This window comes from Paraburkholderia youngii (assembly GCF_013366925.1).
Taxonomy (GTDB): domain Bacteria; phylum Pseudomonadota; class Gammaproteobacteria; order Burkholderiales; family Burkholderiaceae; genus Paraburkholderia; species Paraburkholderia youngii.
Genome location: NZ_JAALDK010000004.1, coordinates 219767 through 241445, shown reverse-complemented (window position 1 = coordinate 241445; position 21679 = coordinate 219767). Strand labels below are relative to the sequence as shown.

19 protein-coding genes and 6 pseudogenes are annotated in these 21679 nt (G+C 59.3%); 14 read left to right on the top strand and 11 right to left on the bottom strand.

Going from position 1 to position 21679, the window contains the following annotated elements; genetic code table 11:
- Positions 1-1432, top strand: a 1432-nt coding sequence (locus G5S42_RS43745; protein WP_312883758.1) for a helix-turn-helix transcriptional regulator, incomplete at its 5' end; no start/stop codon positions are given.
- Between the two features lie 56 nt (positions 1433-1488).
- Positions 1489-3303, top strand: coding sequence for a type III secretion system outer membrane ring subunit SctC (sctC, locus tag G5S42_RS43740; protein WP_176112765.1), 1815 nt, complete (start codon positions 1489-1491; stop codon positions 3301-3303).
- Between the two features lie 32 nt (positions 3304-3335).
- On the opposite strand, the gene G5S42_RS45650 is transcribed toward sctC, so the two are convergent.
- Positions 3336-4523 (bottom strand): winged helix family transcriptional regulator, encoded by a 1188-nt coding sequence (locus tag G5S42_RS45650; protein ID WP_312883757.1) that lies wholly within the window; start codon positions 4521-4523, stop codon positions 3336-3338.
- A gap of 232 nt (positions 4524-4755) precedes the next feature.
- On the opposite strand from G5S42_RS45650, the pseudogene G5S42_RS45080 reads away from it, so the two are divergent.
- Positions 4756-4860: pseudogene (locus G5S42_RS45080) on the top strand (DDE-type integrase/transposase/recombinase); the annotation flags it as partial.
- A 779-nt stretch (positions 4861-5639) separates the two neighbouring features.
- Here the strand turns inward: G5S42_RS45080 and G5S42_RS43725 are convergent.
- Positions 5640-5990 (bottom strand): annotated as a pseudogene (locus G5S42_RS43725) (transposase); the annotation flags it as partial.
- Positions 5991-6067: 77 nt separating this feature from the next.
- Here G5S42_RS43725 and G5S42_RS43720 point away from each other — a divergent pair.
- Positions 6068-6769, top strand: a complete 702-nt coding sequence (locus G5S42_RS43720) for an IS6 family transposase (protein ID WP_176112757.1) — start codon at positions 6068-6070, stop codon at positions 6767-6769.
- Positions 6770-6900: 131 nt separating this feature from the next.
- Here G5S42_RS43720 and G5S42_RS43715 read toward each other — a convergent pair whose 3' ends face one another.
- The gene (locus G5S42_RS43715; RefSeq protein WP_176112763.1) at positions 6901-7155 is read right to left on the bottom strand and encodes a hypothetical protein; all 255 of its coding nucleotides are present in this window, start codon (positions 7153-7155) and stop codon (positions 6901-6903) included.
- A 299-nt stretch (positions 7156-7454) separates the two neighbouring features.
- On the opposite strand from G5S42_RS43715, the gene G5S42_RS43710 reads away from it, so the two are divergent.
- The 3 genes and pseudogenes from G5S42_RS43710 (at position 7455) to G5S42_RS43700 (ending at position 8856) form a co-directional block, all read left to right on the top strand.
- Positions 7455-7829 (top strand): hypothetical protein, encoded by a 375-nt coding sequence (locus G5S42_RS43710; RefSeq protein ID WP_176112762.1) that lies wholly within the window; start codon positions 7455-7457, stop codon positions 7827-7829.
- Positions 7830-7900: 71 nt separating this feature from the next.
- Positions 7901-8269: pseudogene (locus G5S42_RS43705) on the top strand (IS6 family transposase); the annotation flags it as partial.
- Between the two features lie 155 nt (positions 8270-8424).
- Complete coding sequence (locus G5S42_RS43700; RefSeq protein ID WP_176112761.1) at positions 8425-8856, top strand: hypothetical protein; 432 nt, start codon at positions 8425-8427, stop codon at positions 8854-8856.
- A gap of 349 nt (positions 8857-9205) precedes the next feature.
- Here G5S42_RS43700 and G5S42_RS43695 read toward each other — a convergent pair.
- Positions 9206-9475, bottom strand: a pseudogene (locus G5S42_RS43695) (DDE-type integrase/transposase/recombinase); the annotation flags it as partial.
- Between the two features lie 495 nt (positions 9476-9970).
- Between G5S42_RS43695 and G5S42_RS43690 the strand changes: the two are divergent.
- Positions 9971-10462, top strand: a pseudogene (locus G5S42_RS43690) (winged helix-turn-helix domain-containing protein); the annotation flags it as partial.
- Between the two features lies 1 nt (position 10463).
- Here the strand turns inward: G5S42_RS43690 and G5S42_RS43685 are convergent.
- A pseudogene (locus G5S42_RS43685) lies at positions 10464-10730 on the bottom strand (IS6 family transposase); the annotation flags it as partial.
- 249 nt (positions 10731-10979) lie between these two features.
- Between G5S42_RS43685 and G5S42_RS43680 the strand changes: the two are divergent.
- Positions 10980-12311 carry a hypothetical protein gene (locus G5S42_RS43680; protein WP_176112760.1) on the top strand — a complete coding sequence of 444 codons (1332 nt, stop codon included), beginning with the start codon at positions 10980-10982 and terminating at the stop codon, positions 12309-12311.
- A gap of 45 nt (positions 12312-12356) precedes the next feature.
- On the opposite strand, the gene G5S42_RS43675 is transcribed toward G5S42_RS43680, so the two are convergent.
- Positions 12357-12851, bottom strand: coding sequence for a DUF6398 domain-containing protein (locus G5S42_RS43675; RefSeq protein WP_176112759.1), 495 nt, complete (start codon positions 12849-12851; stop codon positions 12357-12359).
- A gap of 27 nt (positions 12852-12878) precedes the next feature.
- Entirely contained in the window at positions 12879-13079 is a 201-nt protein-coding gene (locus G5S42_RS45645) for a tyrosine-type recombinase/integrase (protein WP_312883756.1), read from the bottom strand.
- Positions 13080-13145: 66 nt separating this feature from the next.
- Here G5S42_RS45645 and G5S42_RS43665 point away from each other — a divergent pair, with 66 nt between their 5' ends.
- Positions 13146-13847: an IS6 family transposase gene (locus G5S42_RS43665; RefSeq protein ID WP_176112757.1), complete on the top strand. Its 702-nt coding sequence runs from the start codon at positions 13146-13148 to the stop codon at positions 13845-13847.
- A gap of 81 nt (positions 13848-13928) precedes the next feature.
- On the opposite strand, the gene ligD is transcribed toward G5S42_RS43665, so the two are convergent.
- Complete coding sequence (gene ligD, locus G5S42_RS43660) at positions 13929-15125, bottom strand: non-homologous end-joining DNA ligase (RefSeq protein ID WP_176112756.1); 1197 nt, start codon at positions 15123-15125, stop codon at positions 13929-13931.
- Positions 15126-15230: 105 nt separating this feature from the next.
- On the opposite strand from ligD, the gene ku reads away from it, so the two are divergent.
- The 4 genes from ku (at position 15231) to G5S42_RS43640 (ending at position 17741) form a co-directional block, all read left to right on the top strand.
- Positions 15231-16157 carry a non-homologous end joining protein Ku gene (gene ku / locus G5S42_RS43655; RefSeq protein WP_246392643.1) on the top strand — a complete coding sequence of 309 codons (927 nt, stop codon included), beginning with the start codon at positions 15231-15233 and terminating at the stop codon, positions 16155-16157.
- A gap of 1 nt (position 16158) precedes the next feature.
- Positions 16159-16977: a tetratricopeptide repeat protein gene (locus G5S42_RS43650; RefSeq protein WP_176112755.1), complete on the top strand. Its 819-nt coding sequence runs from the start codon at positions 16159-16161 to the stop codon at positions 16975-16977.
- 74 nt (positions 16978-17051) lie between these two features.
- Positions 17052-17264, top strand: a complete 213-nt coding sequence (locus G5S42_RS43645) for a hypothetical protein (RefSeq protein WP_176112754.1) — start codon at positions 17052-17054, stop codon at positions 17262-17264.
- A gap of 264 nt (positions 17265-17528) precedes the next feature.
- Entirely contained in the window at positions 17529-17741 is a 213-nt protein-coding gene (locus tag G5S42_RS43640) for a hypothetical protein (RefSeq protein WP_176112753.1), read from the top strand.
- A 423-nt stretch (positions 17742-18164) separates the two neighbouring features.
- Here G5S42_RS43640 and G5S42_RS43635 read toward each other — a convergent pair whose 3' ends face one another.
- The 3 genes from G5S42_RS43635 to G5S42_RS43625 all read right to left on the bottom strand — a co-directional run bounded on the left by G5S42_RS43635 (position 18165) and on the right by G5S42_RS43625 (position 21538).
- On the bottom strand, positions 18165-19973 hold the full coding sequence (locus G5S42_RS43635; protein WP_176112752.1) for a phosphoadenosine phosphosulfate reductase domain-containing protein: 1809 nt from the start codon (positions 19971-19973) through the stop codon (positions 18165-18167).
- A 75-nt stretch (positions 19974-20048) separates the two neighbouring features.
- Positions 20049-20726: a hypothetical protein gene (locus G5S42_RS43630; RefSeq protein WP_246392642.1), complete on the bottom strand. Its 678-nt coding sequence runs from the start codon at positions 20724-20726 to the stop codon at positions 20049-20051.
- Between the two features lie 251 nt (positions 20727-20977).
- Positions 20978-21538 (bottom strand): phospholipase D family nuclease, encoded by a 561-nt coding sequence (locus tag G5S42_RS43625; RefSeq protein ID WP_176112751.1) that lies wholly within the window; start codon positions 21536-21538, stop codon positions 20978-20980.
- Positions 21539-21679 lie beyond the last annotated feature (141 nt).

Sequence of the window (21679 nt, the reverse complement as noted above, 5' to 3'; positions counted from 1 at the left end):
CGCATCTTGCTCAGTCAATGGCGACCCCTTCGCAGCACGCTTCCTGAAAGCCGTGACCGAGGGCCGGCTCGCGAGCGCGAGATCTATTGCTGGAAGATGGGCGGAAGACCCCGGCACAGGGAACGAGGGCGCCAGCGTGGTACAATGTCACGCGGACGTGCAACTCATGGCTCGTGTGGAAGTGGAGGCGGAAGAGGCGTACCGGCGTTCACAAAAAATGATCCGCTCGTCCAAGCAGGCGCTGCGTGTTGCGTCATCCCGCAACGCTGGCTGGCAGGCGCTGTTTCGCAACCGCCTGGGCACCGCGCTCGCCTGTTTTTCGCGTCTCGCCGATGAAACCAATATCACGCCCTCGCGCGCGGCGGAAGCACGCTTTGCGCTCGTGTGTATTCTCCAGGAGCTTGGCAAGACCGCGCAGATCGGCCCCGCACTTGCCGATTTGCGCTCACGGCTCTACGAGATCGACGGCGAGTCGCGCGGCCACTGGCGCGAACTCGTCGATACCCTTGCGTTCGACCTTGCCGTGCAGGCAGATATCCGCTCTGCGGCCGCGCTGCAGGATCACGTGTTCTGGCAGTCGAGCCTTGCCGACCGCGCCACGCATGTATTCGGCACGCCTTCGCGCGGTATCGACGAACTGCTCGCCGATACCGCGCACGTCCGCTCGCCACTGCTTCGCATGCGCATAGAGTCGCTGCGCCAGCAACGCGCGGCGGCCAGCGGCGAGCGCACCGCGTTCGGCAAGCTGCTCGACCATCTGCGCTGGGCACGCGAGGAAAACCTGCCGGATTACCAGCGCACCGCGCGGCTTGAAGCGGCGCTCGCCGCCCTTGCCGGCGCCGCGCCGCAATTGGCGGAAGAAGTGCTCGACCCGCTGCACCACGAGGCGCAGCGGATCTTCACAGGACATCGTCAACTTGAATACCTCTACTGTCTTTCCAAGGTGCGGCAGTCGCAAGGGCGCGGGCTGGAAGCAACGCAGCTGTATAGCGGCTATGCACTGGTCGCGATGCAGTGCCTGCGCGCGGATTCACATCTGCGCGCGCTCGTTATTGAGCGGAACACGAAGGCCGCGCCGCAACTTGACGATGTAGGCGCACGGTTGCCTGCAAAATATCGGCGTGCTTATCAGTTCGTGCTCGAAAACCTCGATCGTCATGATCTGTCGGTCCGGGAAGTCGCGGCGGAGATCGGCGTGACCGAACGCGCATTGCAAAGCGCGTTTCGCGCCTTACTGGGACTTTCGCCTACCGAGTTGATCCGCCGCCTGCGGATGGAGCGTATTCGCGGGGAACTCCTCGACGGGCCGTTCGCCCGCGAGCGCGGAATATTGCACGCGGCCGGCCGATGGGGCGTGAAGAACCGCTCGACGCTCATCAACGGATATCGCAAGCAATTTCACGAACTGCCTTCCGAAACGCTGGAACGCTAGCTTTTCCTGGCCGCGAGCCTATTCGACATCCGTCCAATTCCTATTCCCCATCCGACATGAAATCGACGACCCTCTTCAGGGCGATACTCGTTGCTGCACTCATCAGCGCGGGCGTGTCCTCGTCGACGCACGCCAGACCGGTGCGCTGGCGCAATCAGACCGTGCATATCCATGCGCAAGGTAAAAACCTGACCGACATACTGCGCGATTTCACGGCAAGCCAGGGCATCACCACCTCGATCGCCAGCAACGTGCAAGGCACGGTCAGCGGCGAATTCAACATGACGCCGCAGCGCTTTCTCGATACGCTCGCGTCCACGTTCGGCTTGGTCTGGTTCTACGACGGCAATATCCTCTCAATCAGCAATGCCAACGATGTAACCCGCCAGGTGATCTATCTCGATCAGGCTTCGCCCGCCCGTCTGGTCCGCGCGCTGCGTTCGATGCGGCTTGACGACCCGCGCTTTCCAGTGACCTATGACGCGGCGGCCGGCATCGTGCTGGTGAACGGTCCGCCGCAATACGTGCAGGTTGTGCGGTCGATCGCTCAGCGGGTTGACCAGTCGAAAGACCGCACTTCGGGATCGGTGGTAAGGGTGTTCAAGCTGCATCACGCCTGGGCCGACGACCACAAGGTCCAGATCGACGGCCAGAACATTACGGTGGCCGGCGTGGCGAGCGTGCTGTCGAGCATCTACCATCCCCGGCGCGGCTTAGATAATGCGCCGGCTTCAGGCTCGCCAAGTATCCAGCGCGTGCAGCAGATGAGCGATCTGGGCGGCAACGCCGACGACGGCGGCCTTAGCAGCACTGTCGGCAGTGGCGGAGGCGACGGCGCGCCGCAGATACTAGTGCCGCCGTTGCCCTCGAATCTGAACGCGGGGGCAACCTACGGTGGTGCAGTCGGCGGCATGACGGGTAATCCGGGCGCGGCAGGCGGAGATGCATTCTTTGGCGGCAACAGCAACAGCAACAACGGCGGCGGCTCCGGCGGGGTGGATGCGTCACTGCCAGTGATCCAGGCCGATCCGATCACCAACTCCGTGCTGGTGCGCGATGTCCCGCAGCGCATTGATCAGTACGACGCACTGATCAGCCCGCTCGACGTACGCCCGAAGGTGATTGAGATCGAAGCCAACATCATCGAGATCGACGACGATTTGCTCAAGCAGATCGGGATCGACTGGCGCGCGCACAGCAGCCATCTCGACCTCCAGACCGGCTCGGGCACCACCTCTCAGACCGGCAATACAAGCTCGCTGAATCCAAGCTTTGGAACGACCACGCTGTCGGACGGCACCGCCGTCATGAATTCAATGCCGGTGGGCGGCTCCATCACGGCGCTCCTCGGCGACGCCGGCCGCTATCTACTCGCGCGTGTGAATGCTTCCGAATCCACTACGCTTGCCAAGATCGATGCCACTCCGAAGGTCGCCACGCTCGATAATGTCGAAGCGGTGATGGACAACAAGACGCGCTTCTTCGTGCGGGTATCAGGCTATACGTCGGCGGATCTCTACAGCATCTCGACTGGCGTCTCGCTGCGCGTGCTGCCCATGGTCGCGCAGGAGAACGGCGAGACTCGCATCAAACTCACCGTGCATATCGAAGACGGCCAGATTGCCGGCGACCAGACTGTCGACACATTGCCGGTCATCACCGAGAGCGTGATAAATACGCAGGCGTTCGTCACGCAGGGCGAGAGCCTGCTGATTGTGGGCTACAGTACCGACGCAGAGTCCAATGGCACTACCATCGTACCGGGCAACTCCAAAATTCCCGTTCTCGGCGCGCTGTTTCGCAACAACAGCGATAGCCGCTCGCACATGAAGCGCATCTTCCTGCTGACGCCGCGCATGATCGAGTTCTGATGGGGTCGCATAACGCTCAGTCGGCGTCCGGATTATCTCCGCAGTGGCTGGCACGCGTGCAGGCAATGCCGTTGCCAGCGAACCGGAAATCCAGCACCCTGTCGATGACGCCGGAAGGCTGCACCGCCTGGGCGACAGCGCCGGCAACATGGCGCACGACAGGCATTGGCGCGTACGCGCCGTTCAGCGTTTTTGTAAGGTGCGCCGGCGGAAACACGCGCAGGGGCAGCGGCAGGGCGCCTAAGCTCAGGTGCGAGGCAGCAAGCCGCTCCTCGAGGCTGATCTGGAACGCCATGTGAGGCAATTTCGACGTCCTGCGGCACGGCGCTTGTACAGGTTGCAATGGCTTGAGCACCGTTAAGTTCAATCCGGTAACCGTGCGCGTACATTGTGCGCAGCTGCACGCCAAGCAACCCGTTGAGGCCGAATTTCTTGCGCAGTTTGTAGATGTGCTGCTCGAGCGTGCGACCGATGATATCCTCGGTACTGCCCCACACGGCCGCGGCAATCTGCCTGCGGCTCACATATTCGCCTGCGTTCGAGAACAGCATCCACGCAATGGCGAATTCGCGCGACGTCAGCCGCACGGATTCATTCCCCACCAGGATTGATGCCGTGCGCCGTTCAAGGGTATAAGCGCCCACGGTCACGCAATCGTCGTCAAGCGGCGTCGTCCCCTGGCCAAAGCGGCGCAGCGTCTGGTATGTGCGTGCCGCCAGTTCAGGACCTGTATACGGCGCGATGACGACTTCGTCCGCGCCCGCTGCATAGGCCATCTCAATGCTCGCGCGGTCATTGAAGGTGCCCACGACAATCAATGGCGCGCGACGGTCCGCGTAACATCGGCGACGATCCAATACGGCGCTGTTGCCGTCCAGGCAACGAAGCTCGATGAAGATCGCGCAGAAGTCCTCGCGATACATGGCCCGTGACAGCGAAATGTCATCGTGGAACAGCTGGCACCTGACTGCATTGTCCATGAAATTTTCATTCAACAACTGGAACAGCGAAGCACTGTGCGTCAGGACTGCAAATTTCATGAACAACTCCTGTTCCGAAACATATTGTGAATCCGGCAGTGGTGCAATTTGGATGCGCTGGTCTTTTACGCTCGGCTTTTCGACGCGCAATAGCCAATGGGTACGCTGAAAGACATTAGCGGATTGTTCAACGGGAACCACTTCGATCGCGAAGTTATCGTCCTCTGTGTGCGTTGGCACCTGCGTTACAAGCTCAACTTTCGGGGACCTCGCTGAGATGATGGCGGAGCGCGGTCTGTCGATGGCGCAGGATCATGCGCTGGGTCCAGCGCGCTTCACTCCGGAATTCGTCAAACGCTGGAATCGCCTGGCCTTGAAAGCCGGTCAGTCGTGGCAAGTCGACGAGACCTATGTGGGACTCCTGGCAAACAACGCCGATGCGATCCTGCCTAAAGACGCGACGTTGCGATCCTCGAAATACTTGAACAATAGGATTGAGCAAGATCATCGCAACATCAAGTCCAGGGTCCGCGCGATGCTCGGGTTCAAATGCTTCAGAGACGCGGGGGTCACGATCTCGGGCCATCGCAGGCGTCACCCCGTATCGTTCGGCTAGGTCGACCTGCGTCAACCCCGGTGTTCGCTCCATGCGGATGTTGAAGCCCAGATACTGCTCCTAGTCGGTTAGATACGACTGCATTAGGTTGGCGTTGAACGCCCATCAGTGACCTTGTCATCGCTATCGTCAATCATCGAGTTGATGCATCGCATTCTCAAGGCGCAAGTAGATCTCATGAACCTGCGCCTCAAAGATACCAGTGCGCCCGCTATTTGGAAGGCAGTATACATAAATTTGATTCAATTTCGAGATTTACGATAGGTTTGATGAGCGCGTGACATTTTTCTTAAATAAATGTGATTTTTAGTGGGCGGTTTCAAGGGTGATTTTTAAAGATGCTGGAGGTCGAAATCCTGATGGAAGCAGTGGAGTGGGGACCGGCCAAAAAAATGTATGGTCCGCCCTAGCTTTGCAAGCGGGCACCCAAAAACGAAGTAGTTTGCGTAAATGTAAAGCTCGGCCTCAAGCAGGCCACTGCGCTCGCCGTATGGAATGCGGTCCGGTTTGATCGATAAGCCTTCCTACCTATATGAACTTTCTCAACCCGCTTACCTATTTGCACATCAGAACCATTGATGACTTGAAGCATCGTCCCGGAGTCACCATAGTAGCTGATGGTGCCGAAATCATTCTCAAACCAGCGTCGAAACGAAGCTCTATCTTGGAATTCAAGAACACCTCCGTTCGGATCAAAGAAACGGCCCCGTCTCCTATAGAGAGTTACGTAAATCATGACATCACCAAAGCTGGGCTTGCTTCCAGCAGGCAACGATGATCAATTTGCGCTTCTGGCCGCACCTGAGCTTGCTTCGAGCGGTGTGCTACAGTTCGGCGAGGTTATCAGGGCAGAAGTTCGCCAATGCGTGCCGCTTGAGCCAGGCCCAAAGGTATTCGACTGGATTCAGGTCCGGGGCGTAGCCGGGCAGCAGCGCCATCTGGATTGCGCCATCCGTGCTGTCAGGGTATTCGCACACGACGTGGCTCTTGTGCTGCGCTGCGCCGTCCCACACGATCATCAGCTTGCGTCTGAGTTGCGCGCGCGGCGCTTTGAGGAATTCGATGATTTGCGCGCTTTTGATCGCGCCGTCCTTCGGTACACTTTTTTTGGATCTGTCGTAATAAGTCGGTCTGCTATGCTGACGGGCCTTAATGCGTGACGTGATCGATGACCGAGAAGCTGAGTCCGGGTGTGGGAAAAGTACTCAAACGCTTGCATTACCCGCTGGACGTGATGTTGCTGTGCGTTCGGTGGTACGTGGCCTATCCGCTGAGCCTGCGTCATCTCGAACAGATGATGGCCGAGCGCGGGATTGCGGTCGATCATTCGACCGTTCATCGTTGGGCACTCAAACTGTTGCCGGTCCTGGAGAAGGCGTTTCGACGGCGCAAACGGACGGTCGGCAAGAGCTGGAGGATGGACGAGACCTACATTCGAATCAGGGGTGAGTGGCGGTATCTCTATCGGGCTGTCGACAAGGCAGGCAACACCGTTGATTTTCTGCTGCGAGCCCGACGGGACAAGGCTGCAGCCCGGGCCTGTTTCGAAAAGGCAATCGACCAGAATGGCGAACCCGAGACCGTGACGATCGACAAGAGCGGATCGAATCTGGCTGCCTTGCAAGCGATCAACGCCCCGCGGGATGTGCCGATCAAGGTCCGCCAGAAAAAGTATCTGAATAACATCATCGAACAGGATCATCGGGCGATCAAGCGCCGGACCCGACCGATGCTTGGATTCAAGAAATTTCGTTGTGCCCGCATCCTGTTGGGCGGCATCGAAGTTATGCACATGATCGTCAAGGGGCAGATGGACGATGGTGGTGTCGATCAGAATCCCGCACAGCAATTCTATTCACTGGCTGGATAAATGGTCCGTATCGTATCGGGTCTTTACTAACCTCTCATTCTTACCGCGACAGAACCGGATGTTATCGGGCCGCTACAGCTACCGAGCTCGCCGCCCGTGATGCGCAGGGGTTCAGACGGGCTGCGGAGGAGTCACGGCTGGATGTCGAGGTGCAACGCCGGCATGGGCAACTGAAGCTCGAGCGCGCCGAAGGGCAGCTGCGCGAGGTACTCGAACTCGTGCTGCGCGGCGGGCCCGCGCTCGAACAGCGGCGGCAGGCGATGCTCGTCGCGCTCGGCAAGGAGGTCGAAAACCGATCGCACCGTTCCGGCCACAGCGCCGATCAGGACGAACCGGACCTCGATCGCGGACCGAAACTCGGCCTGTGAACGGGATTCGTATTTCATTCGCGTCGTTCGTATGCGACGGGGGGGGGGGCAGGCGAAAGCGTGCTAAATGTCTGGTTCCAAGACCGAGGGGGCTTTCAATGGCAACATCACCGATTAGCGGAACCAGTCACGTCAGTTCACCCCTTCCTGAGGAAGCTGAAGAGGGTAATCCACCACTAACGCGTCCATCAACAGCATCCGCATCCCACCACCAGCTATCTGGACTGCAATCTCGTCCGAAACGGCCGCGAATCGGGGAGATGTCTGGGGGATCCTCTATGGCTCCAGATTTCGATAGAAACGTCGGGTTTCCTCCCATGCAGCTCGCGCAGACCACCTCTATTGGCCTCCCACCCGTTGCTGTAACGGCTTCCGCCGTGCAGGTGCCGCAGGGGCATCCCTTCACCGGGACCAATGAAGAGTTGGTAGTTCGATCTGGGATAAGCAATGATCACAAAACCAAGGTGCGACATTTGGGAAGATGGCTTAAACAGACTGGAGGCGGCACGCTTGCCGACATTCTCAATTCGTCAAGTTCTACCTATGCCAACCAGCATGTGAGCGACTGGCTGAATCTTCCTCATGATCAGAATCCGTACGGGCGCGACGCCGCGCGCCACCACCGAAGCGGCGGCGGTGGCGGCGGCGTAATGGGGTTCCGGAAAGCGTTTGGCTGGGGCGAGAATGCCTGAATGAAGACGACCCGTTTGCACTCCCTCTGGGGCACTGTCACGTTGGCGAGGTGGTCACGTAAGATGTCACGATGAAGAAGAGAAAATCGCTTTATCACGGCCACCGATTCCCGGCGACGATCATTCGTCTCGCGGTTCGGTGGTATTTCCGTTTCCAACTTAGCCTGCGTGATATTGAAGAACTGCTGTTCGAGCGCGGTGTCGTTGTCAGTTACGAGACGATCCGCCGCTGGTGCGACAAATTCGGCGCGGGCTTCGCACATCGCGTCAAAGCTGCTCGCCGCAAGCCTGGCCGCACATGGCATCTTGACGAAGTCTTCGTTACGTTGCGCGGTGAGCCTTATCTGCTTTGGCGGGCAGTCGACCAGCACGGCGCCGAACTCGACATCCTGCTGCAGAAACGTCGCGATGGTTGTGTTCCTCGGCGGTGCTACTCTCAAGAGTACGGCGCACGTGACTGAGCCCATCGCTTATATCTGGTTCGGCACTCTGACGGCGTGGGCGGCTGCGTTCGCCTTCTCGCGCACGCGATAACTCGGAAAATCGGAAAATCGGAAAACATCGAGCCTGAAGTTGGGCCCATGAGGACGGTACCATGACGACGGAAAAGAAGCCTCTGTTCGAACTCTCGGCTCGTGAGCTTGACGAAGAGTTGTCCGCGATGTTCGCGCCCTACAGGGAAAGCCACCCTATCCGCTGCGAAGTAGGATCTGCGATGATGGCGGCGGAGGCGGCAACTCAACGCGTCTGCCTGCGAGTAGTGGCGCCGCAGACGAACGTCGGCTTAGGCGGCAAAAGTCACGATGCGCTGGGAAAACTATTCAACGACTTCGAGGCGCTTAACGGTTACTTGCTTGAGGGGAGGCCGTCTCGAATCGATCTGGTGCTGTGGGATGCCGCGGGATACATCAATGGGTGGTTTCTCGATGAGCGCGGGCGAGCCGATGTTCGGCGCGAGTCGTGTCCGGAGGCTGTCGCTGGCTTTGCGTCGATGCTCCAAGCATTGGCTCAATATGACAACGACTGAAGGTCTGCACTAGAGCAACGTGCAGCCCGTCTCGCCTCGCTTGTCCGGCTTGCGCGAGAAAAAGCTGAAATTGAAGCGCGTAGGCGAGTGCAGTCACAAGGCTGGCTGAAGAAGGTCACTTCTCCGACCACTTTGGAGCGGGAACTCTTGTCACTCGGGTTCCGGTAGAAAACATGGCTCTAAGAGGCAACTCAGTCGGCATTGACGACCAGATTTGAATCCATCGGAAAATGCAGCGAGCATCGCGGCTTGCTCGTTGCGTTTGGAGCAGGTACTCAATACGCAAGTCAGGTGGGTTCTGTTGCAGTAAGGGTGTCGGGACGAGAAATGTCGATATGATAAGTATTGCTTATGACACAAGGGAGTAAAACTGCTGGGAAGCAGGCGACGGGTCTTTGCCCGCAGATTTCATCTGTCCTTTCCTGATCATGTGCATTACCTCGATGCCGCCGAGAATGACCCTCGCACGGTGGAAGTTCTTGACTCCCAGCATCGGCCGGGTCCGGCGTTTGATAGCCCGATGGTCCTGTTCGACAATGTTGTTCAGATACTTGATCTGACGGACCTTGATCGGCGTCTCGCGATCGGCATTCACCGCATCCAGTGCGGCCAGATTGGAGCTGCCGTCTACAACGGCCGCCACGAGCCGCTTACGATCTTGCCAGAATTCAAGCGGGCGAAAGAGCGTTGGCAGAGCGGGAAGGTGTCTCTGTTAACGAGATTCGCCGTCGGAGACTGCAAGCAAATCCAGCCTCTTCACTCCCCCCAGTTGCCCCGAGCAGGGAGCGCCCAACCGTAGCGGTGGCAAATTTTGAAGAAGCGAGGACGCGAAGCTGGAATATCGGGGGGAAGGGGTTGTAAGCCGGAACCCCAGATTTGCAGGAAATTGTTTTGATTCAGGAGATTATCCGCTGTTCTTGGGTGGAAAAGGGCTGATGCAGCAGTTCTGCGAGGATCCGGTGCGGCTAAAGGTAGCTTGCACGCTGCAATTCAACCATTGTCTTCTCGGCTGTCACCGAGACCCAATGGCGTGGTGCTCCAAGCTTACTCATAGGTCAAGAATTTAGCGGACATATGGTCTATGCTTGAGCGAGGGTTACTGACAAGATCGCTCATGAAACGAGATGGCCGGAGCCTGGCTCACAACACGCTAGAAGAGATGCGCATCCTGGCAGTTCAGCGCATGGCCGAAGGCGAGCATCCAGACGATGTTTCAGCCTCGTTTGGAATGCATCGCTCGTGGGCATACAAGATCCGGGCTCAGGCGCGTGGTCGCGGCCGTGGGGTGCGTGCGCTGCTCTCGACCAAAGGCACGGGCCGCCCTCGTAAGCTCAAGCCTGCACAGGAACGGCAGGTGCTGCGCTGGATCAATGGCAGAAATCCAATGCAGTATGGATTTGACTTCGGACTGTGGACGCGGAACCTGGTTCGCGAGCTCGTGCATCGGGAGTTCGGTGTCACGTTGAGCCTGGCGTCGATCGGCGCGATGCTCGCGCGCTTGAACCTCACGCCACAAAAGCCGTTGCAGCGCGCTTATCAGCGAGATCCGGAGGCGATCGAGCGCTGGCAGCATGACACGTATCCGGCCATTGTCAGACAGGCTCGTGGATCTTCAGGTACGTCTCGTCAACCCTCCACGACCGTCCCGCAGACGTGGCAAAATGGTTCCAGCGCTTGACGAACTCGGGCGTATAGCGGCGCACCCAACGCAGAATCGTCGTGTGAGCCAGCGACAACCCTCGCTCAGCCATCATCTCGACGAGATCGCGCAGGCTGAGTTTGTAGCGCAGATACCAGCGCACACAAAGAATGATCACCTCACGGTCAAAATGACGGCCGGCGAATAGCCCGTCCAGACTCTTCAGCTTGTTCATCGCGGCTCCTCAAATCGGTCAGGGCGACACTCTAACCGATCCTTGAGCGCTATTTGCACCACAACCGGAACTCGTACCCATCCGGACAAAGCCGTGGGCAGCAACTTCCTCACTTCGTTTCAACGCACTTAACTTCGCGTAAAGTGCACGTCAATTCGGGGGGCAGATAAGCTGCGCACATTCGGGTTCGTTGTTCACGAGGAAGATATGGACGGCAATTCATGGAATATATGGGACACAGGACGGTTCATGCAGACCTACGCGGAACTGCAAGAGCAGGAAGAGGTGCGGCAAGAGGAGGCCCCCCCCAACTCTCGGCCGGGGTCTCCAGCGCGCGAATTTGCGCAGCCGGCGGGAGTGATGCAGGGCTTGAGTGACTTGCAGCTTGAGCGGGAAAGTAGGGCAGGGGAACAGGTCGGGGGAGTCTGCCAAATTTTTTATGCGAAAAAAGCCGACATTTATAATGCGGATGACAAAGAATTTGTTGAAAACTTTATTGCCAGCAAAAAGGGGGAAATGGGTTATAGCACGCTCAGAAATCATTTTGCTGGACTGGCAAAGTTGAGTAACGTACTTACATCCAATCAGCGCGATGGTTTCGCAGGCCGACTTGCTGACCGCGAACTGGATGATGTGGCCACGAGACTCGATAGTGGCTTCTTCAAAAGAGGAAAGGTACGAGCCGCACTGGCGGCCGCGCGTGAGTATGCAACCGGTGGTGTATACGAGGAAGATCGGATTCTTATTGATTCGCTTGAGGGGAGTGAATATGACGCATATCGCCGCAATTACGCACTTGCTATTCGCAACTTTAGCGCGTGGCTGAGACTCAATGACTTGCCGGCAATCAATGGGCGCATACACGCGTTGGACAACGATATTGATACGTATCTTGCTGACCCGAATTCAAAGGGGTCGCACCTACGGAAAGCAATCGCGGCACTGCGGGCGATGGGGCTCGGACAGCAGCAGCGCGCTCAGCCGGATGCTGGGCCCTCGCAACCCGCCGACTGGGGGGGGGCCACCTCAGTGGCTGATCAATATGGTCAGGCCGGTTTTGGTGCCACTTCTCCTCCATCATCGTTTTTTGAGGGCATTTCATGGCCTCAGCTTCAGACGCCAGGTGAAGAGGTGAGCCAGCCGTATATGGGAAGCTCACAACCTTTTTGGAACCCGCCGGATCCTTGGCTAGGGGGGGGAGGCGCCTGGGCCTCAGCGGCCGATCAATATGGTCAGGCCGGTTTTGGTGCCACTTCTCCTCCATCATCGTTTTTTGAGGGCATTTCATGGCCTCAGCTTCAGACGCCAGGTGAAGAGGTGAGCCAGCCGTATATGGGAAGCTCACAACCTTTTAGGAACCCGCCGCCGCCCTCTTACGCTGATATCAGCGGTTCCGTGGGCGACGACTGGCAGCACGGCAGCCAGCGTGCTTCGAACGAGCTCGTCGGCGTGCTGGAGAATAATAACTTGATGCCAACCCCTTACGTGCCCCAGACATACATGTATATTCACGGTCAGCGCTATATGGCCACGTGGTCGGACGGCGAGCTTTGGCTCATCCAGAGGGTGAACGTCGGCTGAGCAACAACTACGGCTGCGTATTTTTTCTGAAAACAGAGGGTTAGGTTATGGAATGTAGGGAATAAGGCCGCGACGAAAGGCTTCCTCCTGGAAATCGCGCGGCATCTGGCGCGCATCGACGATGTAGCCGTTCACCTCAAGCATCCAGGCCATGGGATTTCTGGCCAACTGACTGGGCAGTGACCAGCGCGGATCCATGGCGCCAATTTTCAGCATCGCGATGATGGCGCTGGCCTTGGCGGATCCGGTTTTCGGGCTCACCCTGAAGTGTTCGCACAGCACGTCGGCCCGCATGTGCGGCGTCTGATCCCGGTAGAACAGGCCATTGACCCGACCCACGGCGTAGGCAATGCCGCAAGCCCATGAGCGCGCAGGGCCATTGATGAGTGGCGAGGGGCGTTTGCGGCACAGGGTCGCCGCCATGCGGCGACAAAGGTCGCGGTACTCGTCGCTCAGGTGTTGTCCACACACGGCGTCGGTCAGCGCGGTGATTTCGTCGTAGCGGGTCTGTAGCGCGTTCGGGATGCGTTCGGTCGACATAGGCGTGAGTTCAGTAGCCCGGAAAGGTTAGTCCTGCCAGAAGTCGCGGAACCGGTCCGAAGCCAGTTCGGTGTACCGCGTGGTGTGCTGGATGTTGCGGTGGCCAAGGTAATGCTGGATGGCGCGCGTGTCGTGTCCGTCGTTGGCCAGCTTGTAGCCGGTCGCGTGACGCAGCATGTGCGGATGAACCGGAAACGCAAGTCCCGCCTGCTGGCCCGCGCGGGTCACGATCTTGGGATCTGTCGTAATAAGTCGGTCTGCTATGCTGACGGGCCTTAATGCGTGACGTGATCGATGACCGAGAAGCTGAGTCCGGGTGTGGGAAAAGTACTCAAACGCTTGCATTACCCGCTGGACGTGATGTTGCTGTGCGTTCGGTGGTACGTGGCCTATCCGCTGAGCCTGCGTCATCTCGAACAGATGATGGCCGAGCGCGGGATTGCGGTCGATCATTCGACCGTTCATCGTTGGGCACTCAAACTGTTGCCGGTCCTGGAGAAGGCGTTTCGACGGCGCAAACGGACGGTCGGCAAGAGCTGGAGGATGGACGAGACCTACATTCGAATCAGGGGTGAGTGGCGGTATCTCTATCGGGCTGTCGACAAGGCAGGCAACACCGTTGATTTTCTGCTGCGAGCCCGACGGGACAAGGCTGCAGCCCGGGCCTGTTTCGAAAAGGCAATCGACCAGAATGGCGAACCCGAGACCGTGACGATCGACAAGAGCGGATCGAATCTGGCTGCCTTGCAAGCGATCAACGCCCCGCGGGATGTGCCGATCAAGGTCCGCCAGAAAAAGTATCTGAATAACATCATCGAACAGGATCATCGGGCGATCAAGCGCCGGACCCGACCGATGCTTGGATTCAAGAAATTTCGTTGTGCCCGCATCCTGTTGGGCGGCATCGAAGTTATGCACATGATCGTCAAGGGGCAGATGGACGATGGTGGTGTCGATCAGAATCCCGCACAGCAATTCTATTCACTGGCTGGATAAGTAGTCCGTATCGTATCGGGTCTTTACTAACCTCTCATTCTTACCGCGACAGAACCCTTCTGCGTGCTTCTGATAGAACATCTAGCCCTCGATACCATCGGGCGCGCGCACGATCATCAGGGGCCGATCCTTGATGTGGGGCAAGAGGCAGTCGGCGACGGCGTCAAAGTATCGGGCGACGTCCGCTTTCGTCACGCCCGTCGATGGATCAACGATGCGCGAAGCGTTGGTGATTATTGGTCCACGAACGCTTGAACCCGCGCCAGCACGGCTACTTTTCGCTCGTGTGACGACGGGCTTTTCTTCGTGAACATCGCCCGCCTCCTTGTCCTCGCGCAGCGCTTTCAGGACGCCATGCCGGATCTCTCCTGACGATGTCCATTCGAGGAACGATACTTCGACAACTACTTGCGGCCGCATCCAGATGAGGGCGCGGCCGCGCTCAGGCTTTGGAGGGTTAAAGAACGGCGGCTCGCCAACTGGCTTCAGACGCGCCTGCAATTCGCGCATCTGGATGGGCCGCAACGTAGCCTTGACCGAACCGGCGAAGCGGAAACCGCCATCACGCTCGTAGACGCCCAGCAACAACGAGCGAATGCCTGTGGCCGCTCCAGCGCTCCTGCTGATACCGCCGACGACGAACTCCTGGCTTTGGAGGCACTTGACCTTGATCCAGTCGGGCGAACGGGCTTCCGTATAGGGACGGTCGACGCGTTTGCCGATAAGCCCCTCAAGTCCCATCCGGCAGGCGGAATCGAGCAAGGATTCGACGCCCTCGGTGAACGTGTTGCTAAGCCGTATGTGTGCGTCGTCGACGCCGGAGAGCAACTGCTGCAGTGCGGCCTGCCGGTCGCTGAGTCGCACGTGCCGGAGGTCCCGGCCGTCCAGAAACATCAGGTCGAACGCGAAAAACGTCAGACGAGCCGTGCGGCGACGGGCGAACGCATTCTGCAGCGCCGAGAAGTCGGGAATGTCGGCCTTGTTGAGTGCTACTACCTCGCCATCGATCCACGCCTGTCGGACCGGCAGCGCCGCGAGTGCGCCAACGAGCACAGGCATCCGCTCGGTCCAGTCGTGTCCGTTGCGTGTGAAAAGCGTCACGGCACCGTTGTCGATACGGCAGAGCATCCTGTAGCCGTCGAACTTGATTTCGTACGACCAGTTCGGACCGACTGGCGCGCGATCGACAAGGGTAGCGAGTTGCGGCCGGATGATGTCCGGCAGGCTGACCAACTGGCTCTCACGCGCCTCTTCGGCTACTCTCGTTCTACGCGCCACCTCGCACACCTCCCGAAATCTATCGGCGTCGCACTGACTGTTCCAGCCAGGCGCGCCGGCCGGGAAATTGCTGCATCCGGGAGCGCCTGCCAACGGGAGGATGCCATGGCCGCTCCGCGTTCGATTGCTTCGATGACGATCAGCTTCTGGCTTGTGTCGATTCCATGCCGTATGTTCTCGGCGACCGAATCAAAGTCTGCCGTCAGTTTCAACATGCTGCACAAGGATTGCGGCGCCCGGGTGCGTCAGCAGCTCTACTGCCCCGCCCATCAGGCCGTCATCGAGCGTTCGGATACTGTCAAAGGATACGAGTTCGAGAAGGACAAATACGTCGTCTTCGAGCCGTCCGAGCTCGAGGCCTTTGAGGCGACCGCCAGCCACAGTATCGACATTGTCGCCTTCCTACCGTCCGACGCCATCGACCCGATCTTTTTCGACAAGGCTTACTATCTTGGGCCCGACAAGCGCGGCGCGAAGCCCTACCAGTTACTCGCGCAGGCGATGACCGAAACCGGCACCTGCGCGCTCGCCAAGTTCGTCATGAAGGGAAAACAGAACGTCGCACAGGTGCGTGCCGGACCGGACGGGCTCATCCTCCAGCAGCTTCTATACGCCGACGAGGTAAGGGCGCAGTCGGCGATCGGCATTGACAGGCCCGGGGTGCAGCCGGCGGAACTGAAGCTCGCCGAACAGCTTATCGAGCAGTACCGCGTCGATTCGTATGACCCGACGGAGTTTAAAGACGAGGAAAAGGAACGCCTGCTCGCCGCGATCGACCAGAAAATCGCGGGAAAGAAGATCACCCTGCAGCCCGCCGCGCAGCCCGAGGGCGCGGAGATCATCGACCTCGTCGAGGCTCTGCGGGCGAGCCTGAAGGGACAAGGTACGGCGGCCGTGAAGCAAAAACGCGAGGCCGCCGCGCCCGCCGCCGAGCCGGTCGCGCCGAAGCAGCGCAAGTCGGCGCGCCGTACTGCAACTGCGGAAATGCCCGCCGCGCCCGCACCGGCCAGAAAGACAGGAACCCGGAAATAGCATGACCCGCGAAGAACGTTTTCGCATGCGTGACGTGCAGCGGATGCTGGGCGTCTCGCGAACCGTAATCACTCAGCTTGTCGCAGGCGGGTTCGTCCAGCCGGCGCGCGGCCACGGCAGGGAGACGCTGTTTTCGTTCCGCGACGTCGTCATGCTGCGCACCGCCCATTCGTTGAGAAAGGCGGGCATCCCGCCGCGCAAGATCGTGCGAGCACTGGAAAACCTGCGTGCGACCTGGTCGCCCGACAAGGACCTCACGGCCATCCGGATCACTGCCGTCGGCGCCGACGTCGCCGTGCAGGACCGCGACGGACCGTGGGACGCCCACACTGGCCAGTTACTGCTGGATTTTGAGCCGACGCCCGATTGCGGCGGTACGGGCAACGTCAGGGAGATTCAAAAGCGCCGCGCGCCCGACGAATTCGCGGACGCTGCCGCAAGGGAAGCTGAGGGCGATGTGGACGGCGCCGAAGCCGGCTACCGGCGCGCCATTGAATCGGACCGGATCTATCTCGATGCGTACCTGAACCTTGGATGCCTGCTGTCGGAGTGCGGCCGCGACGACGACGCTATCGAGATATGGCGTAACGCCCTGCTGGAAAACCCGGACCATCACCTGCTTCACTTCAATCTCGGCGTGGCGCTGGAAGACTCGGGCCGCCTCGAGCAGGCCCTGATCGCATACCGGCGCAGTATTGAACTGAAACACGACTTTGCAGACGCTCACTTCAACGCGGCGCGCATCCTTGAGGAACTAGGCCAGCAGACAGAGGCAATCCGCCACTACAACGCCTACCGGAAATTGAACCGCGACGGTTGAGGGGCTTCCCGAGCCCGTCGGGCATCGGGCTTGCTGCCCTCTTTTTGCGTCCGATTCGATCAGGGAGGCAAGTTATGGCAGAGCAGCACAAACCCGGCGAGATCGTGAAAACGTCCGGGATCTACAAGGTCGTTCACGAAGGCGACAGCAAGGCAGCGTTCGAAGTGACATGCGTCGAGGGTGAACATTTCCCGCCGACACGTACCGGCAAAGGCGCGGTCTATGAGCTTGTGCACGGTGCGACGCATTCGCACAAGCACAGCGAACTCGGCAGCGGCGACAAGTGACAGACCGAAGGCGAATAAGTGGCCCAGCGGAGACGCTGGCTGATGGCGTTGCTGAATCCATCCCGGTAGGCGTCGCTGCGCGTCATGCTGTGTCGCTCCCCAGTGGTGAATGCCTGCACTATGCATGCGCTACTGGCTCACGGAGTGAGCTACTGGCCGCCCGGCTGCACCCGGGAGCGTGCGAGACCAGATGTCGCGACGCTTGACATGTTGCGGTCTGCTGTAAAAACGTCTGTGTGCGATCCTTCATAGCAGACCAAACATATGCGTCGAAAAGAACCGAAGATCTATGCAACGCTCCGCCGCCGTTATTGCACTGAAGCCCTGATCCGAATGGGCTTCCACTACACGAGTACGAGCGGTTCCGCGCTCGTCAAACTCGGCGCTTTTCGCACGCCCTATGCGACCGCGTCGCGAGACGGCGAATTCTGGCGCGTGACGCCGCTCGTCTCGCCGCGTATCTGGCGTCCGCGCTGACATCAGGCGCGCTCAGCGCCGTACTGGCGGGGGCTGCTCGAGTTCCAGGGGATCGTCTGGATGCTTGCGAGGGAGGGCTGCCAAGGGATTGCGGCGGCGACAGACCGGACAGATGAAATAAACGCCCTCCTCGTCCATCTCTGGCAAGGCGACCTCCAGCGTCACCATCATCCGACAGCCGGTGCATATCCACATGGCGGCCTCCGCGCGTCAGCTGTCTTTATAGTTCACGCGGACGGTATCAGCCAGTACAAATCCGACAGGAAGATCGAACGCGCTCTCGGCGCTCGCAGCTGACACAGGAAGTCCGCCCTCGACACACGCCTGCAACCAAGGCGGGCATACGTCCGATTTTCCGCTTGGCGAAAAAAAACCCCGAGGTATTAGCCCCGGGGTTTTCGAAAGTTTACTGCCGCACGCCGTTCATGCTGCGGCGGCAAACAGGTCAAACTGCGGCGAAACAGGCTTAAGCATCGCCGTATGCGCCGCGTCACTCACACTGTGTTTAATCAGGTGCAAGTCCAACTCGTCAGGAGTCAGGTTCAGACGCTGGGCAAGCCTGTTGAAATACTGCCCCCTCTTTGCCATTTCCTGATACCGCTGCGCCATGCCAACAGGAAGCTTCACGAAGCCCTCGTTCAGCCAGAAACGCGCCGAATCCATTGCTTCGTGATTCTGCGTCTTCAGCATGAAAGCTGTGTCATACGTGCAAGTCACGAACTCACAAGCGGCTTCCGCATCCACCTCAAACTGCGAGGCCTCCTCGAAGTACACAGTTTGCTCCCCCGCTGACGTGCGCGCGTACCAGCCTGCACGCCCTGAATGCCGATAGCGGTTCCACTGCTCCGCATCAAAATCACGAAGTCCGACCGTTGGTGCCTCCCGGTCGTACTTACCTACCGGGTACCAGCCGTGCAATGCGATGTCCGCCTTGGGCCTTGGCTCAACGTGAGGCACCGGGTATCTGCGACCCAGCACGTTGACGTCATGCCACGCTGCCATCGCGGGAAAGGCATGCGGTGCGTAGTGATGCATCGACAGGAAGAAATCGATTGCCACAAGCTGCTGCGGCATAACGAACTCGAACTGCGGATCACACAGCGTCCGGTTGTGCTCCGTGTCGGCAATGACGCCCGACGCCAAATCCCCCGAATGCTGTTCAGCCCTGTCCCGCTCGTTCGCATCGATTGAGAGGAGCATCCTCAACATTGCCATGCGTTCCAGGAATCGATAGGTATCGGCCTGAATCCGCGTGTACCCGGCATCGCTCAATGTCCTGCCCACCAGTTCACGGCGTGAGAGGTCCCACTGGATAGCAAGAAGATAGTTGCGGAAGTCATTCAACGGCTTCAGGTGCGCGTGTTCCGGCTCCTGAATCATGAACTCCATCGACTTGTCGCGAGCGCCTGTGACAGCGCAGAAACTGCAGCCGAACCTGGAACCACAAGCTGCACGTGCGCCACTCTCGCCTGCTACTACACCGCAAACACCGCCATTACCAGCGCGGTAGATATCCGAGAGGCGTGCGACGGTTGCAGGTTCCAGCGGGCTGCTGAACCCGAGCGAAGAATTCGCCATGCATCCCAGCATCGACCAGACATTGTCAGAGGTCCAGTCCCGGAGCGGAGAAAGTGACAGCGACCCCGAAGCCTGCCGTGTCGCGACGTCAGCCTGCTCGTTGCGCTCGGTCATTGCGACGCGGCGCACAGCAGACTCATCAAGCCTGGTACCAACGACGCTGATAATTTCCTTCACGCGGGCAGATGACGCCTGCTTTTCAAGACGCGCGCGCAGTCTGCCCTGTGGCTGCACCTTCCACGAATCGGCGCATACTCTCATCCGTTTGCCGTCTCGCACACCGTTTTCAGGCGTTCGGACCAGCGTGCCTCGCCCGATGGTTGAGACAACGAACTGTGAGGCGAGCGAAGGCTGTGTGACGTGGATCTCGACCGGCAGTCCGCTGTCTTCCACAAACATCGCGACCTCATCGAGCATCGCGTGCAGGAAGTTCGCGGTACTCGGGTTCTCGATCGTTGTATCTGACGACGTGATGTAATGCCTGACGCCAGGCGCTACGTGCTTCGCGCGCCTCACTGCTTCGAGCATCAACACCATCGCACACGTACTGTCCTTGCCACCGCTCACACCAGCGGCCAGCGAATACCCCTGCTCGATATACGACTGCATCGATGCAATGGCGTTTTCCATCAGAGTTTGAATGTCATGGTCCATCGTTCGCTCCAGGATAAAAATGGGAGCTGCCCTTTCGGGATCGGCTCCCGAAAGGGTTAAAAAATCATGTGTTCGTTACAAGGTCAGACCCAGACTTGCTGCCTGTGCCTCTTCGAGCGACTGGTCGGCCGCTGCGAAAAGATCAGGCTGCCGAGTCGCCCGGTCTAGCCGTGGCAACGCGTTGGAATAGCGGCTCGGCCCGCTACCGTCGAAGCTGTCCGCACCGGCGGCCGCACAGATGTGAATGCGGCGCGCCGAGTTGACCCGACCGACATGCAAATGGCAATTGCGTCGACGCGCGAGTAGCCCCCACGCTTCGGCTGTCGATTCCTTCCACTCGGTTGATCCGCCGATGAAGATTCCAACGACGGGCGAGAGATATGGCGCGACGTCCTCCAGTTGCATTTCGTTTTGCACGGCAATGAGCAGTTGCGAGGGCATGCCTCGCAGACGCTCCATCCACCGCAATGAGAAGTCGAGCGACGCGAGGCCGCCCTGAACGACATCGGGAAGGACGATCCAGTCAGCGCGCTCGCCGAGTTTGTCGACGACCGCGAGAAACGCGGACTCGTCAAACGGCTCGCCTCGCTGGTAAGCCGTCCACGCGCCGTTGTCAATCGCGTAGCGCATCCCTTCGGTACGGTGCTCGCCCTTCGCCGAAACGAGGAGACGCCAGCCGGCAAGCGCCAGCGCATCGAGGTTGCGGCGCGTGCCAGTACGACTCGCATAGCCCACCATCGGTGGGCGGTGCATGATCAAACGCTCCTCAACCTCGGGATCATCGTCAGCGCTGCCATCGACGCAGTAGTAATCGGCGTACGCCATTACCGCTTGCGACCAGCCTGCTTCTCGCCACTTGCGTACGGCGCCAGCCAGCGAGGTATAGCGGCCGCCGCGGACGGTAGTGCTGCATCAACCATACAAACTCCACAAGTGAATGCGGAGCGACCCCGGCGGGATCGCTTCCCGCGAGGTCATAGAAAAATAGCGAGGCTGTGTCGCCGTTAGCGGGCCCGGTACGGCTCGCCCTGGGACGTCACTGCCTTCCAGTCATCCAGATATGCTTTTGCAATCTCAGGATGGTTCGACAGCACCAGCACGTTTTCCGAATTCACGCGCGCGGCCGCCTGGCTGTAGTTATACGAACCGGTCTCGACGGTCGCGTTGTCCACTACCAGGAACTTGCTGTGCTGGATGGGGAATGCGCGAACGACAATGACCGGCACACCTGCATATGCGAGTGCGCCCATTGCGGCCGCAGCTTTTCCGCTACGGTCTTCGTCGACGTTGCTGCGGTAATCGACAGTGACTGCCACGTCCACACCGCGCCGCTTCGCATCGAGCAATGCTCTAACGACTGGCGGCGCAGTGAACGAGTAGGCCATCATTCGTATCGACTGCCGCGCGCTGTGGATGGTTTGCAGCACAAGCTGCTCCGCACCGCCGTCCGGCGAAAAGGCGACCTGTACATCATTTGTCGCGCTGAAAGCAGGTTGCGTCCATAGCAGGCCAGCGCCCGCTACCAGCGCGCCGGCCACCGCCGCAATGACAATCTGTTTTTTCATGGGAAGCTCCGTGGTTTACCGGAAAAAGCCCCGGCCCTGAGAGGGCGCCGGGGCGTTGCAATTCCTGCTCAGGTGCAGGTCTTCGGATGACTGCGCGGATACGTGATCAGCCTGCCCCGGGCAAACGCGAAAGTCGCCGGG

Excerpts from the sequence above, each read along its gene's own strand:
- G5S42_RS43635 (WP_176112752.1), bottom strand. The coding sequence starts at position 19,973 with ATGGACCATGACATTCAAACTCTGATGGAAAACGCCATTGCATCGATG.
- G5S42_RS43700 (WP_176112761.1), top strand. The coding sequence starts at position 8,425 with ATGACGACGGAAAAGAAGCCTCTGTTCGAACTCTCGGCTCGTGAGCTT.
- G5S42_RS43720 (WP_176112757.1), top strand. The coding sequence starts at position 6,068 with ATGACCGAGAAGCTGAGTCCGGGTGTGGGAAAAGTACTCAAACGCTTG.
- G5S42_RS43650 (WP_176112755.1), top strand. The coding sequence starts at position 16,159 with ATGACCCGCGAAGAACGTTTTCGCATGCGTGACGTGCAGCGGATGCTG.
- sctC (WP_176112765.1), top strand. The coding sequence starts at position 1,489 with ATGAAATCGACGACCCTCTTCAGGGCGATACTCGTTGCTGCACTCATC.
- G5S42_RS43715 (WP_176112763.1), bottom strand. The coding sequence starts at position 7,155 with ATGAAATACGAATCCCGTTCACAGGCCGAGTTTCGGTCCGCGATCGAG.
- G5S42_RS43665 (WP_176112757.1), top strand. The coding sequence starts at position 13,146 with ATGACCGAGAAGCTGAGTCCGGGTGTGGGAAAAGTACTCAAACGCTTG.
- G5S42_RS43680 (WP_176112760.1), top strand. The coding sequence starts at position 10,980 with ATGCAGACCTACGCGGAACTGCAAGAGCAGGAAGAGGTGCGGCAAGAG.
- G5S42_RS43640 (WP_176112753.1), top strand. The coding sequence starts at position 17,529 with ATGCGTCGAAAAGAACCGAAGATCTATGCAACGCTCCGCCGCCGTTAT.
- G5S42_RS43710 (WP_176112762.1), top strand. The coding sequence starts at position 7,455 with ATGCAGCTCGCGCAGACCACCTCTATTGGCCTCCCACCCGTTGCTGTA.
- G5S42_RS43625 (WP_176112751.1), bottom strand. The coding sequence starts at position 21,538 with ATGAAAAAACAGATTGTCATTGCGGCGGTGGCCGGCGCGCTGGTAGCG.
- ku (WP_246392643.1), top strand. The coding sequence starts at position 15,231 with ATGGCCGCTCCGCGTTCGATTGCTTCGATGACGATCAGCTTCTGGCTT.
- G5S42_RS43630 (WP_246392642.1), bottom strand. The coding sequence starts at position 20,726 with ATGCACCGCCCACCGATGGTGGGCTATGCGAGTCGTACTGGCACGCGC.
- G5S42_RS43645 (WP_176112754.1), top strand. The coding sequence starts at position 17,052 with ATGGCAGAGCAGCACAAACCCGGCGAGATCGTGAAAACGTCCGGGATC.
- G5S42_RS43675 (WP_176112759.1), bottom strand. The coding sequence starts at position 12,851 with ATGTCGACCGAACGCATCCCGAACGCGCTACAGACCCGCTACGACGAA.